Origin of the sequence: Curtobacterium sp. TC1, assembly GCF_019844075.1 — a bacterium.
Classification (GTDB): Bacteria; Actinomycetota; Actinomycetes; order Actinomycetales; family Microbacteriaceae; genus Curtobacterium.
In genome coordinates, this window is the sequence record NZ_CP081964.1 from 2,947,559 (window position 1) to 2,960,240 (window position 12,682).

Genomic DNA, 12,682 nt, shown 5'->3' on the forward strand with positions numbered 1-12,682 from the left:
GTCACACGTGCCGACGGACTTGCGCCAGAGTTGTGGCATGTCGCTCGTCACCGCCGTCTGCCGCGTCGACCGTCTGCTGCCCGACTCCGGCACGATCGGCGTCACCGCCATCGACAAGCGTCCGGTCGCGGGGAAGGTCCGGGTCCGGCCGCTGGGGCTCTACGCCGACGTCCAGGCCGACCGGAAGCACCACGGCGGTGAGGACCAGGCCGTGTACGCCTACGCCGACGAGGACGCCGCGTACTTCGCTGCGTCGCTGGGGCGCGAGATCCCGCCGGGCCTCTTCGGCGAGAACCTGCGGACCACGGGCGTCGACGTCACCGGGGCCGTCACGGGCGAGCGGTGGCGCATCGGCGAGACGCTGGAGCTCGAGGTCACGATCCCGCGGATCCCGTGCGGCACCTTCGCGCGCCGGATGGGCGTCGACAAGTGGGTGCGGCGCTTCACCGAAGAAGGCCGTCCGGGCGCGTACCTGCGGGTCGTGAAGTCCGGCCCGGTGGCAGCGGGCGACCCGGTCGTCGTGACCCACCGGCCAGCGCACGGGGTGACCATCGGCGAGGTCTTCGCGGGGCTCACCCCCGAGCGTGCCCGTGCCGTACTCGAGTCCGGGGAGCGACTCGCACCGAAGGTCGTCCGCGACGTATCGAAGGTGCTCGCCCGCTCCTGATCAGCCGCTCGCTCGGTCACCCGCCACGTGTCGGGTCGAGGGGACGCTTCGCTCGGGGCAGCCCGGCGACGACCAGGTCGTAGGCGTTCGCGACGAGGTCCTCGACCAGGGTCTCGTCGATGCCGTCACCGGGTGCGAGCGTGATCCAGTGCCGCTTGTTCATGTGCCACCCCGGTGTGATCTCGGCGTGGTCGCGGACGAGGGCGGCGCCGTGCGGTGGTGCGCACTTCAGGTTGACGATCGGCACACCCCGGAGCTCGCTCGTCATCACGAACATCTTGTCGACGACCTTGTAGACGACGGCGCCCTCGCCGAAGGGCTCGGTCTCGAACGCCGCGGGCAGGCCCATCGCCGTACGACTCGCGATCTCGTGCAGCTGCGCGCCGTCCATGCACCCAGCATGCCCGAGACGCCCGACACCGCGTCTCGCGGACCGGACCTGTTCGGGGGCATGTCCTGAGCGTCGTTCACATCGTAGGATCAGCTCGCCGCGTACCCGACGCGGCGGTCGCTCCGGCGATCACCCACTCCTTCCAGGGGGAACCCGTGCGCATCATCCGTACCCTCGGCATCGCCGCCGCCACCGCCGTCCTCGCCACCACCGTCGTCGTCGGTGGGGCCTCCACCGCGCAGGCGGCACCGAAGACCTACGCCAACTGCACCGCGGTGCACAAGGTGTACTCGGGCGGCATCGCGAAGAAGTCCGTCACGAAGAACAAGGTCGTCTCCGGCGGCAAGACCACGACCCGTGCGCTCAAGGGCACGGTGAAGAAGGACGACGCCCTGTACAAGGCGAACGCGAAGCTCGACCGCGACAAGGACGGCATCGCCTGCGAGAAGAGCTGACGCGCTGACGCGCCGAAGCACTGACCCTCGGACGCCCCGTCGATCCGGCGGGGCGTTCAGAGCGTCGGCACGCCCTCGTGCCCGGACCTCGGACGGGCGGTCCCGGCGACCCCGGTGACGACCGAGCCGGCGGGGACGTCCTTCGTCACCACGGTGTTCGCGCCCACGACGGAGTCCTGCCCGATGGTGATCGCCCCGATCAGCGAGGATCCCGCGCCGAGCACGACGCGGTCGCCCACCACCGGGTGCCGTCGGGCCCCCGGGCCGTGGTCCCCGCCGCGTCCGCCGAGGGTCACCCCGTGGAACAGCACGACGTCGTCCCCGATCACCGCGGTCGCCCCGATCACGACGCCCATGCCGTGGTCGATGAAGAACCGCCGACCGATGCGGGCGCCCGGGTGGATCTCGATGCCGGTCACGGACCGTGCCGCCTGACCGATGACCCGTGCGACGAACCGCGATCCGGGCAGCCCGGTGGCCGTCCAGAGCCGGTGCGTCAGGCGGTAGGTCCAGATGGCGTGCAGCCCGGAGTAGACGATCGCGTTCTCGAGGTCACCACGGGCGGCGGGGTCGCCGCGGCGTGCTGCGGCCAGGTCCTCCCGGACCGTCCGCAGCACGCCTCGTCGGACGGGACGACTCACGCAGTGAGTCCCTCGAAGAGCACCGTCGACAGGTAGCGCTCCCCGGTGTCGCAGACGATCGCGACGACGCGCTTGCCGGCGTTCTCGGGCCGGGCGGCGATCTCGATCGCGGCGTGGATGATCGCACCGGAGGAGATGCCGGCGAGGATGCCCTCGTCGGTCGCGAGCGCCCGCGCCACGCGCAGGGCGTCGTCGAGCTCGACGTCGAACACCTCGTCGATGACGGACTGGTCGAGGACCTCGGGGATGAAGTTCGCGCCGATGCCCGCGATCTTGTGCGGTCCGGCCTTGCCCTCGGTCAGGAGCGGGGAGTCCTTCGGCTCGACCGCGACGATCTGCACGCCGGGCACGCGCTCCTTGAGCACCTGACCGACACCGGTGATCGTGCCACCGGTCCCGACACCCGCGACGAACACGTCGACGTGCTCCTCGGTGTCGCGCAGGATCTCCTCCGCCGTGGTCTTCCGGTGGATCGCGGCGTTCGCGGCGGTCTCGAACTGGTGGGCGAGGATCGCGCCGGGGGTCTCGTCGACGATCGCGGCAGCTCGCTCGACCGCGCCCTTCATGCCCTCGGGACCCGGGGTGAGCACGATCTCCGCCCCGTAGGCGCGCATCACCGCACGACGCTCGACGCTCATCGTCTCCGGCATCGTGATGACCACCTTGTAGCCGCGGGCCGCGCCGACGAGCGCGAGGGCGATGCCGGTGTTGCCCGACGACCCCTCGACGATGGTGCCGCCTGGCTTCAGGTCGCCGGACTGCTCGGCCGCGTCGATGATCGCGACGCCGAGGCGGTCCTTCACGCTGGCGCCGGGGTTGTAGAACTCGAGCTTCGCGAGCACCTCGGCGCCGCCCGCCTTCGGCAGCCGGTTCAGCTTGACGAGCGGGGTGTTGCCGAACGCCTGCGAGATGTTGTCGTAGATGGTGCCGCTCATCTGGTCCGTCCTCTTCGGGTCAGGTCGCGTCCCACATCCTGGAGGCGCGGTGTGCGCCCGATCCTAGCGACCGGACCCCAGGCGGTCCTGTCCACCGCCGTGCTCTCGCCGGACGTCCGCCGCAGCTTGCCCCGCCAAAGCGACATCGTGCCGCCGACTGTTCGCGGGGATGAGTCGCTTCCCCGGGACAGACAGGAGGCTGGGGCTCGGAAGCATCACGTCGGCGGCACGGACAGGGTCAGCGCACGAACGCCGTCCGCGCGAACCGCTCGTCGGTCGCCTCGAGGACCCGCAGCACGTTGCCCCCGGCGAGCGCTCGCAGGTCGCCCGCTCCCCAGCCGCGCCGGGCGAGCTCGGCCGCGAGCACCGGGTACCGCGACACGTCGCGCAGGTCCGGTGGCAGCACCGGAGTGCCGTCGTAGTCGCCACCGAGGCCGATGTGCGCCGCACCGGCGACGTCACGGGCGTGCTCGACGTGGTCCGCCACGTCCGACACGGTCACGAGCGGTGGCTCCCCCACCGAGCCGGCGTCCTCCCAGTCCGCCCAGGCGCGCGAGACGAACTTCGGCACGAACGTGATCATCACGATGCCACCGTTGTCCGACAGCCGGGCCAGCACGTCGTCCGGCACGTTCCGCGGGTGGTCGTCGACGGCGACGGTGGACGAGTGGCTGAAGACGACGGGCTGCGTGGCGACGTCGAGGGTGTCCCGCATGGTCGCGGGGGCGGTGTGCGACAGGTCGACGAGCATGCCGATGCGCTCCATCTCGGCGACCACCTGGCGGCCGCGGTCGGTCAGCCCGCCGTGCGGACGCGAACCCGTCGCCGAGTCGGCCCACGGGGTGTCGTCGTTGTGCGTGAGGGTCATGTAGCGGACGCCGAGCCGGGCGAAGTCGCGCAGCACCGCCAGGTCATCCCCGATGGAGTGCCCGCCCTCGGCGCCGAGCAGCGACGCGATCCGTCCCGACTCGACGGCTGCCAGCACCTCGGTCGCCGTCCGCGCCAGGGCGAGCGAGTCCGAGTACCGCTCGATGATCCGGTGCGCGAGGTCGATCTGCTGCAGCGTGGTCCGCACCGGGTCCGGCTCGTCGGCGGGGACGAAGACCGACCAGAACTGCCCGACGACCCCACCGGCGCGGAGCTTCGGCAGGTCGGTGTGCAGCGAGTCGACCTCGGTGTCGATGCCCTCGACCCCGGAGTCGTGCGTCTCGCGGCGCTCCCACGGCAGGTCGTTGTGGCCGTCGATGACCGGGAACGGGATCGCGTCGAACGTCATGTCCCCGACGCTACCGCGCACCCACCCGTGGCTAGGCTCGGCACGTGGACCCCGTGACCCTCCGGACCGATCGCCTGGTGCTGTCCGTGCCGCTGCCCGCCGACACCGAGGACGTCATCGCGTACGCGAACGACCCCGACGTCGTCGCGTACACACCGGTACCGGTGCCCTACGGCCACGCCGAGGCACACCACTGGATCACCGACGTCGTGCGCGCGGGCTGGTCCACGGACTCCCGCTACGAGTTCGGCATCCGGCGGGTCGACGACCTCCGACTGCTCGGGACGATCGGGCTGTTCGGGTTCGTCGACGGCGCGGCGGAGGTCGGCTACGCCGTGCACTCGGACGGTCGTGGCCACGGCTTCGTGACCGAGGCCGCAGCCGCCGTCCTGGAGTGGGCGTTCGCGCCGTCTCCCGACGGACTCGGGCTCGTCCGCGTGCAGTGGCGGGCGATCGCGACGAACACCCCGTCCGCGGCGACCGCGCAGCGGCTCGGGCTCCGCTACGAGGGGCGACTCCGGTCCGGTGTGTCCCACCGCGGGCGACGCCACGACCAGCTCATCGCGGCCGCTCTGCGCGACGACGACCGCTCGACGCCGACGGTCTGGCCCGCGACGTGACGGTGTCGTTCCGGGTCGTCACCGAACTCGCTGCCCCGCCCGAGCGCGCGTTCGCGCTGTCGCTCGACATCGGCGCGCACGAGCGGTCGATGGCCGCGACCGACGAACGCGCCGTCGCCGGCACGACCTCCGGCACGATCGGCCTGGGCGAGTCCGTCACCTGGCGCGCGCGGCACTTCGGGATCGTCTGGCGGATGACGAGTGAGATCACCGCTCTGGAGGCCGCGCACCGGTTCGTCGACGAACAGGTACGTGGGCCGTTCGCCCGGTTCCACCACGAGCACCGGTTCGAGCCGTCGGCCGGCGGCACGCGCATGGTCGACACCATCACCTTCCGGGCGCCGTTCGGTCCCCTCGGTCGGCTGGCCGAGGTCGTCGCGCTCGAGCGCTACCTGCCGCGGCTCATCCGGGAGCGGAACGCGTCGCTCGCCGCCGAACTGCAGGCCGACGGCAACGACGGTCAGGGCGCCGCGAGCTCCCCCAGCGCGTCGTAGGCACTCGCCACCGCGTCGACCCGCGCGCGGCCAGCCGGCCCCGAGGCTTCGTACACGTCGTTCGCGATGGCCGCGACGACCGCGAACAGGGCCGCCATGGAGTCGAACGCTGCCGGTGAGTCGACCGGGCACAGGATCGCGGTGTTCGCCGGTGCCGCGATGACGGCGGCGGTCGGGTCGCCCAGCACGACGACGTCGGCGCCGGTCGACACGCAGTGCCGCACGATCCGGTCGACCCCGGCGGTGTGGCGGCGCACGGTCACCAGGACGACGAGGTCACGACGGTCGAGGTCGGCGACCTCTTCTCCGAGCCGCTGCCCAGGCGCCGGACCGACCCGGACGTCGGAGCGGACCTGGGCGAGCTGCGCGCGGAGCTGCAGCGCCACCGGGTAGGCGCCACGCTCCCCGAACACGAGCACACGGCGGGCACGGACGATGCGCCGCGCGAGCCGCGGACGATCGGCACGGGCCAGCGAGGCGAACGCGGCGTCGAGGTTGCGCGCCTCGACCGCGCGCTGGTCGACGTGGGCGGCGTCCTCCGCCACCCACGGCAGGCCGGAGCCGCGTGCGGACATCAGGTTCTGCCGGACCTCGGCCGCGTCCTGGAACCCGAGCGACCGGACGAGCCGGGACACCGTGGCCTTCGACGTGCCCGACTCGGCGGCGAGCTCGGCCGAGGTGCCGACGAGCAGGAGTTCCGGGTCGTGCCGGACCATCGCGGCGACGCGTCGTTCGGCGGGCGAGAGCTGCTCCCAGACGGAGTCGATGCGGGCGCGGACGTCGGGTCCGGCGGTGCTCATGCCCGGGCCACCCGGTCCACCGCGACGGCCAGCGCGTCGAGCCCGAGCGCGATGTCGGGCGTCGAGACGAACTCGTCCGGGTGGTGGCTGATGCCGTCCGGGTTGCGGAGGAACAACATCGCGACGTCGGTGACGAGCCCGAGCGACATGGCGTCGTGTCCGGCCCGCGAGAACAACTCCATCGGGGCGGTCTCGCCCGTGGACTCGATGCCGGCGCGGACGGCGTCCATCAGCCGCGGCGCGCAGAACACCGCCGGCGCCCGGTGCACCTCGGTCGGCGTGACACTGACCCCGCGCCGTTCGCCGATCAGCGAGAACGCCTTCGTGAGCTCGTCCCACACCGCGTCGCGGCCGTCGTCGAACTCGCCGCGCAGGTCCACCGAGAACCGCGCGAGCCCGGGGACCACGTTCACCGCGCCGGGTTCGACGGTCATCGTGCCGACGGTGCCGACGTGGTGCGACGCGCGGCAGATCCGCTCGACGGCGAGGGCCGCCTCGGCCGCGGCGAGCAGGGCGTCGTGGCGACGCTCGTACGGGGTGCCGCCGGCGTGCCGTGCCTCACCGACGGCCTCGACGGAGAAGCGCCGGGCGCTCGCGATGCTCGTGACGACGCCGAGCGCCTGACCGGCCTGCTCGAGGTACGGGCCCTGCTCGATGTGCGCCTCGAGGTACCCGGCGAGCGTCGTCGGGTCCGCCGCGGCGTCACCGACGCGGGCCGGGTCGAGCCCGAACCGGGTGAAGGCCTCGCGCAGGGTGACGCCGTCGCCGTCCGCCAGGTCCCACCAGGACTCGTCCCACACCCCGGCGACGGCGGACGACCCGAGCAGGGCCTTGCCGAACCGGGTCCCCTCTTCGTCGGAGAACGCGATCACCTCGAGCGCGACGGGCAGCGGTCCCGCAGCCGTCAGCCGAGCGGCGGTGCGGACGGCCATCAGGACCCCGACGATGCCGTCGTACCGGCCGGCGTCCACCACGGTGTCCAGGTGCGAGCCGAGCAGCAGCACGGGGGCGTCGGGCGTCGCGCCGTCGACCCGTCCGTGCAGGTTGCCGGCGGCGTCCTGCCAGGTGCTGAGTCCGGCGTCCTGCATCCACCCGGCGACGATCGCGTTGACGCGCGCGTGCTCGGGTGACAGGTACACGCGGGTGATCCGGCCGGTCTCCTCGGTGACCAGGGCGAGCTCGTCGCACCACCGCGCCACGAGCTCGGCGTCCGCGGTGCCGAGCGCGGTGGCGCTCACGACTGGGGCCGCGCTCACGCCGGCACCCCGACCGGCGCACCGGGGACGGTGCTGTCACGGTAGAGGTCCAGGGCGGCGTCGACCCCACCACCGTGTGGGACGGCGTGGCCGGCCCGGCGGAGTGCGTGCTCGAGGGCGGCGAGCGTCGTCACCACGGTGTCCTTGCGGGCGTTGTAGCCCATGGTGCCGATGCGCCAGACCTTGCCGTGCAACGGTCCGAACGAGGTTCCGATCTCGATGCCGTGGTCGTCGAGCATCGATGCCCGCACCTGGTCGCCGACGACGTCGGACGGGATCTCCACCGCGACGACGTTGTGCATCTTGTGCGCGACGTCACCGAACACCTCGAGGCCGAGCGCCTGCACGCCCTGCAGCATCGCGCGCCCCGCGAGCTCGTGGCGTGCGATCGCCTGCTCGACCCCTTCGTCGAGCAGGATGCGGGCGCACTCGTTGGCGGCGTAGAGCATCGAGGCGGCCTCGGTGTGGTGGTTCAGCCGCCGCGGACCCCAGTAGTCCAGGATCATCGCGAGGTCCAGGTAGTTCGAGCGGATCGGCTCGTCGGCGACGTCGTCACCGGGTTCGCGGATGCCGGCCTCGACGCTGCGGCGGTCGTCGAGCACCGCGGTCGCCCGCGGCGAGACGGTGACCGGCGCGCTGCCGGAGGGGCCGCCGAGGCACTTCTGCAGTCCGGCGCTGACGGCGTCGATGCCCCAGGCGTCGACCTCGAGCGGGTTGCCGCCGACGGTCGCCGTCGCGTCGGTGTAGAAGAGCACGCCGTGCCGCTCGCAGATCGCGCCCAGTTCGTCGAGCGGCTGGTTCATCGTCGTGGACGTGTCGCCCTGCACGATCGCCAGCACCTTCGGCCGGACGCGGACGATGGCGTCCTCGATCGCGGTCGGCGTGAACACCTGACCCCACGCGGTCTCGATGGTGTGGACCTCGGCCCCGGCACGGCCGGCGATCTCGGCGAGCAGGTGCCCGAACCGGCCGAACACCGGCACGAGCACGCGGTCACCCGGCGCGAGGAGCGACACGAGCACCGCCTCGATCCCGGCGCGCGAGGTGCCGTCGACGAGCACGGTGGCCTCGTTCGCGGTGCCGAACACACCGCGGTACAGCTCTTGGGTGTCGTTCATGGCGGAGGTCATCCACGGGTCGTACTGCCCGACGAGCGGGGTCGACAGGGCGCGGAGCACGCGCGGGTCGGCGGTGATCGGCCCGGGGCCCATCAGGAGGCGGGCTGGCGGGTTCACGGGGTGCATGGCGGGTCCTTCTGTTCCGGAAACGAGCGTACCGGAACGATCGTTACAGACGTGTTTCGGTGACGGCAGCGGTCGCGGGGACGCGGCCCGGACGGTCGACGAGCTGCCCCTCGACGGCCGTGACGCCGGACGCGGTGGACGCCACCACGCGCCCGCGCAACCAGGTCTCGGTGACGCGCCCCCGGGCCTCCAGGCCGGCGAACGCGGACACCGGGTTGCGGTGGGCGAGGCCGGCCACGTCGATGACCGCCGTTGCGGACGGGTCGAACACGGCGAAGTGGGCGAGCGCACCGGGGGCGATGACCCCGCGGTCGGCGAAGCCGACGAGCGCTGCCGGACCGGTGGTGAACAGCGGCAGCAGCGCCTCGAGCGGGACGCCGCGACGGAGGGCCTCGGTCCAGACGGCACGGAACCCGACCTGCAGGCCGGCGATCCCGCCCCAGGCGAGGCCCCAGTCGTCGACCTTGAGGTCGGCGGTCGACGGCGAGTGGTCCGACACGACCATGTCGATCGTGCCGTCGAGTACGCCCGCCCACAGGGCGTCGCGGTTCGCGTCGTCGCGGATCGGCGGGCAGCACTTGTACTCCGTCGCGCCGTCCGGGATCGTCCCGGACTCGAACGACAGGTAGTGCGGGCAGGTCTCGACCGTGATCCGGACGCCGTCGTCCTTCGCGGCACGGATCATCGGGATCGCGCCGGCGTCGGACAGGTGCAGGACGTGGACCCGGGCGCCGGTGGCCCGCGCGCCGTCGATGACCCGGGCGATCGCGGACCGCTCCGCGTCGACGGGGCGGGTGGCGAGGAAGTCCTCGTAGTGACCGCCGAGCGCGGCGTGGTCGACCAGGAAATCGGGGTCCTCGGCGTGCACGATGAGCAGCGCGTCGATCCGGGCGACCTCCTCGATCGCGGCGCGCAGCTGGTCGGCGTCGAGGTGCGGGAACTCGTCGACCCCGGACGGCGCGGTGAAGCACTTGAACCCGAAGACGCCGGCGTCGTGCAGAGCGCCGAGCGCGCCGGCGTTGTCCGGCACGGCCCCGCCCCAGAACCCGACGTCGACGGCGACCCGGCCCTCGGCACTCGCGCGCTTCACGGCGAGCGCCTCGACCGTCGTCGTCGCGGGGATCGAGTTGAGCGGCATGTCGATGATCGTCGTGACCCCGCCGAGCGCAGCGGCCCGCGTCGCGGACGCGAACCCCTCCCACTCGGTGCGGCCGGGTTCGTTGACGTGCACGTGCGTGTCGACGAGGCCGGGCAGCAGGACCTGGCCGTCCGGTACGGTGCGGTCGTCGCGCGTGCGGACCACGGCGTCGGCTGGCAGGACGCCGTCGACGCGACCGTCGCGCACGACGACCGCCGCGGGTCGGAACGCTCCGTCGATCCACGCGCGGTCCGCGCGCAGGACGAGGTCCGCGACGGTGTCGGTGTCGACGTCGGTGCGGGTGTCGACGTCGGTCCGGGCGTCGACGTCGGTCCGGGCGTCGACCGGGAGGCCCGTCATGCGCCCGCCCCGACCGTCGCGCCCGCCACCGGCTGGCGTTCGAAGCCCGCCAGCAGACCCGACATCGCCTTCGTCGGCGGGGTGGCGTACTCGCCGTGCTTCCCCGTCGCGAGCCCGAGCCGCACGAGCGACTCGGCGAGCACGGTCGCCGCGGCGACGCCGTCGACGACCGGCGCGCCGATCGCCCGCGAGACCTCGGCACAGAAGTCCGCCATCCCCGCGCAGCCGAGCACGACCGCGTCGGCTCCGCCGGCGATGACGGCCCGGCACTCCTCGATCACCAGGGCGCGCGCACCGGAGGCGGGGTCGTCGAGTTCGAGCACCGCGACCTCGCACGCCCGGATCTCGGTGACGAGCGGGGCGAAGCCGTAGCGCTCGGCGAGCTCGTGGGCCCGTCCCGTCGTCCGGGCCAGGGTCGTCACGACGCCGAACCGGCGCCCGAGCATCGCCGCCGCGTGGAAGCCCGCCTCGGCGATCCCGATGACCGGCCCGGTGGCGAGTTCCCGCGCCGCGTCGAGCCCGGGGTCGCCGAAGCAGGCGACGACGTAGGCGTCCACGCCGTCCTGCTCCCCGAGCGCGATCTGCTCGAGGAGCCCCGGCACCGCGAGCGCCTCTTCGTAGTGGCTCTCGATCGATGCCGGGCCCATCGTGGGGTTCACGGCCTCGACGATCGTGCCCGGGCCGGCGACCGCGGTGGCGGCGACGCCGATCGAGCGGGTCATCGAGGCGGTGGTGTTCGGGTTGACGACGCGGATGCGCATCGGGGTCCTTCCGGTGGTGCGGGTGTCGCTGGTGGGTCGCTGTCGCTGGGGCGTCTCAGGCTCGTCCGACGGCGGCGCCGTCGTCGACCGTCGGGTCGTCCGCAGCGAGTTCCGGCATGCTCGGCCGGACCCGCTCGAGGGCCCAGAAGACCACGAGTCCCAGGCCGCAGCCGATGAACCAGCTGTAGTTGTTCAGCCCGGGCAGGATCCCGAGGGCCGGCGGCAGGACCGCGCTGGCGACCGAGACCACACCGGTGACGACGAGGGTGCCGATGGCGTTGGGGTTGAAGCCGCCGCGGTACCAGTACCGGGCCGAGGTGTCCTTCGTGTACATGTCGTCGACGGCGATCCGCTGCTTCCCGACGATGTAGTACCCGGCGATCAGGATGCCGAACAGCGGTCCGATCAGGGCACCGAGCACCCCGAGCGTGTACAGGATGGCCTGGTCGTTGCCGTACCAGTTCCACGGGGTCAGCAGCACGGAGCCGACCGCCGCGATCATGCCACCGGCTCGCCACGAGATCTTGCGCGGCGCGACGTTCGAGAAGTCGAACGCGGGGCTGATGAAGTTCGCGACGATGTTGATGCCGACCGTCGCGGTGACGAAGGTCAGACCGCCGAGCAGGATCGCGAACGGGGCGCCGATCGCCTGCACCGTCTCGATCGGGTCGGTGATGAGCTTGCCGAACACCGGCACCGTCGCACTCGCGCACAGCACGGTGAGCACCGAGAAGAACAGGAAGTTGATCGGCAGGCCCCAGAAGTTGCCGCGCTTGACCGACCGGAACGACCTGCCGTAGCGCGAGAAGTCACCGAAGTTGAGCATCGGGCCGGAGAAGTAGCTGACCACCAGGGCGACCGCGGACAGCATGACCGGGATGGACGCCCCGAAGGACAGCGGCTCCCCCACCGACAGCGTGAACGAGATGTTGCCGATGCCGGCCTGGCTGACGAGGTAGATCGCCAGCGCGATCATCACGACGTACACCGCCGGGCCCGCCCAGTCGATGAACTTCTTGATGGCCTCCATGCCCATCCAGAACAGGGCGCCCTGCGCGACCCACAGGATCGCGTACGAGATCCAGCCGAGCGCCGACAGCCCCAGGAACGAGTGCTCGAGCAGTCCGGCCGAGGCGGGGATGAACTTCAGGAAGATGATGTTGAGCGACTGCGCGGCCAGGAACGTCTGCACGCCGTACCAGGCCATCGCGATGAGGCCACGGATGATCGCCGGGACGTTCGCGCCGAGCACCCCGAACACCGCTCGGTTGATCACCGGGTACGGCACCCCGGTGCGCTGGGAGGGCTTGGCGACGAGGTTGGCGAAGACCTGGACGATCAGGATGCCGACCACCAGGGCGATGAGCACCTGCCAGCTCGCGATGCCCAGCGCGAAGAGCGAGCCGGCGGTGACGTAGCCGCCGACCGAGTGCACGTCGGACATCCAGAACGCGAAGAAGTTGTAGCTCGTCCAGCTCTGCTTGCGCAGCGGGGCGAGGTCCTCGTTCGTGAGCGCCGGGTCGTACCCGGGCTTGACGACGCCGGCACCTGCGGGTGCAGCGGTCGTGGTGGGGGCGTGGGGCGCTGCGACGGGTGTCGCGAGATCGGTAGCCATGGCGTCCTCCGAGGGAGTGGGATGCGGAG

At 72.2% G+C, this 12,682-nt stretch carries 14 protein-coding genes; 4 read left to right on the forward strand and 10 right to left on the reverse strand.

Annotation, left to right across the window (positions count from 1 at the left end; translation table 11 throughout):
* Positions 1-37 precede the first annotated feature (37 nt).
* Complete coding sequence (locus KZI27_RS15005) at positions 38-667, forward strand: MOSC domain-containing protein (protein ID WP_222658228.1); 630 nt, start codon at positions 38-40, stop codon at positions 665-667.
* 16 nt (positions 668-683) lie between these two features.
* On the opposite strand, the gene KZI27_RS15010 is transcribed toward KZI27_RS15005, so the two are convergent.
* The gene (locus KZI27_RS15010) at positions 684-1,058 is read right to left on the reverse strand and encodes an MmcQ/YjbR family DNA-binding protein (RefSeq protein ID WP_222658229.1); all 375 of its coding nucleotides are present in this window, start codon (positions 1,056-1,058) and stop codon (positions 684-686) included.
* 155 nt (positions 1,059-1,213) lie between these two features.
* Here KZI27_RS15010 and KZI27_RS15015 point away from each other — a divergent pair, with 155 nt between their 5' ends.
* Positions 1,214-1,513, forward strand: a complete 300-nt coding sequence (locus tag KZI27_RS15015) for an excalibur calcium-binding domain-containing protein (RefSeq protein WP_235035941.1) — start codon at positions 1,214-1,216, stop codon at positions 1,511-1,513.
* A 56-nt stretch (positions 1,514-1,569) separates the two neighbouring features.
* On the opposite strand, the gene epsC is transcribed toward KZI27_RS15015, so the two are convergent.
* From epsC to KZI27_RS15030, 3 genes are all read right to left on the reverse strand, one after another.
* The gene (gene epsC / locus KZI27_RS15020) at positions 1,570-2,154 is read right to left on the reverse strand and encodes a serine O-acetyltransferase EpsC (RefSeq protein ID WP_261783916.1); all 585 of its coding nucleotides are present in this window, start codon (positions 2,152-2,154) and stop codon (positions 1,570-1,572) included.
* Entirely contained in the window at positions 2,151-3,089 is a 939-nt protein-coding gene (gene cysK, locus KZI27_RS15025; RefSeq protein WP_222658230.1) for a cysteine synthase A, read from the reverse strand. Before cysK ends, epsC begins: the two co-directional genes overlap by 4 nt.
* 238 nt (positions 3,090-3,327) lie before the next feature.
* Complete coding sequence (locus KZI27_RS15030; protein ID WP_222658231.1) at positions 3,328-4,365, reverse strand: dipeptidase; 1,038 nt, start codon at positions 4,363-4,365, stop codon at positions 3,328-3,330.
* 44 nt (positions 4,366-4,409) lie between these two features.
* Here KZI27_RS15030 and KZI27_RS15035 point away from each other — a divergent pair, with 44 nt between their 5' ends.
* The gene (locus KZI27_RS15035; protein ID WP_222658232.1) at positions 4,410-4,985 is read left to right on the forward strand and encodes a GNAT family N-acetyltransferase; all 576 of its coding nucleotides are present in this window, start codon (positions 4,410-4,412) and stop codon (positions 4,983-4,985) included.
* A complete protein-coding gene (locus KZI27_RS15040; protein WP_222658233.1) occupies positions 4,982-5,479 on the forward strand; it encodes an SRPBCC family protein in 498 nt (165 codons plus the stop codon). The genes KZI27_RS15035 and KZI27_RS15040 overlap by 4 nt, the downstream gene beginning before the upstream one ends.
* Here KZI27_RS15040 and KZI27_RS15045 read toward each other — a convergent pair.
* The 6 genes from KZI27_RS15045 to KZI27_RS15070 are packed head-to-tail and all read right to left on the reverse strand — an operon-like array spanning position 5,446 to position 12,653.
* On the reverse strand, positions 5,446-6,279 hold the full coding sequence (locus tag KZI27_RS15045; protein ID WP_111084374.1) for a MurR/RpiR family transcriptional regulator: 834 nt from the start codon (positions 6,277-6,279) through the stop codon (positions 5,446-5,448). The genes KZI27_RS15040 and KZI27_RS15045 overlap by 34 nt on opposite strands.
* Entirely contained in the window at positions 6,276-7,535 is a 1,260-nt protein-coding gene (locus KZI27_RS15050) for an allantoate amidohydrolase (protein ID WP_222658234.1), read from the reverse strand. Before KZI27_RS15050 ends, KZI27_RS15045 begins: the two co-directional genes overlap by 4 nt.
* A complete protein-coding gene (locus KZI27_RS15055; RefSeq protein WP_222658235.1) occupies positions 7,532-8,779 on the reverse strand; it encodes a pyridoxal-phosphate-dependent aminotransferase family protein in 1,248 nt (415 codons plus the stop codon). Before KZI27_RS15055 ends, KZI27_RS15050 begins: the two co-directional genes overlap by 4 nt.
* A gap of 43 nt (positions 8,780-8,822) precedes the next feature.
* Positions 8,823-10,277 carry an allantoinase AllB gene (allB, locus tag KZI27_RS15060; RefSeq protein ID WP_261783917.1) on the reverse strand — a complete coding sequence of 485 codons (1,455 nt, stop codon included), beginning with the start codon at positions 10,275-10,277 and terminating at the stop codon, positions 8,823-8,825.
* Entirely contained in the window at positions 10,274-11,038 is a 765-nt protein-coding gene (locus KZI27_RS15065; protein WP_222658236.1) for an aspartate/glutamate racemase family protein, read from the reverse strand. Before KZI27_RS15065 ends, allB begins: the two co-directional genes overlap by 4 nt.
* A 55-nt stretch (positions 11,039-11,093) precedes the next feature.
* Positions 11,094-12,653 (reverse strand): NCS1 family nucleobase:cation symporter-1, encoded by a 1,560-nt coding sequence (locus KZI27_RS15070; protein WP_123313957.1) that lies wholly within the window; start codon positions 12,651-12,653, stop codon positions 11,094-11,096.
* Positions 12,654-12,682 lie beyond the last annotated feature (29 nt).

Coding starts and splice junctions, on each gene's coding strand:
- KZI27_RS15055 (WP_222658235.1), bottom strand. CDS start 8,779: ATGCACCCCGTGAACCCGCCAGCCCGCCTCCTGATGGGCCCCGGGCCG.
- KZI27_RS15005 (WP_222658228.1), top strand. CDS start 38: ATGTCGCTCGTCACCGCCGTCTGCCGCGTCGACCGTCTGCTGCCCGAC.
- KZI27_RS15045 (WP_111084374.1), bottom strand. CDS start 6,279: ATGAGCACCGCCGGACCCGACGTCCGCGCCCGCATCGACTCCGTCTGG.
- KZI27_RS15030 (WP_222658231.1), bottom strand. CDS start 4,365: ATGACGTTCGACGCGATCCCGTTCCCGGTCATCGACGGCCACAACGAC.
- KZI27_RS15070 (WP_123313957.1), bottom strand. CDS start 12,653: ATGGCTACCGATCTCGCGACACCCGTCGCAGCGCCCCACGCCCCCACC.
- KZI27_RS15065 (WP_222658236.1), bottom strand. CDS start 11,038: ATGCGCATCCGCGTCGTCAACCCGAACACCACCGCCTCGATGACCCGC.
- KZI27_RS15010 (WP_222658229.1), bottom strand. CDS start 1,058: ATGGACGGCGCGCAGCTGCACGAGATCGCGAGTCGTACGGCGATGGGC.
- cysK (WP_222658230.1), bottom strand. CDS start 3,089: ATGAGCGGCACCATCTACGACAACATCTCGCAGGCGTTCGGCAACACC.
- allB (WP_261783917.1), bottom strand. CDS start 10,277: ATGACGGGCCTCCCGGTCGACGCCCGGACCGACGTCGACGCCCGGACC.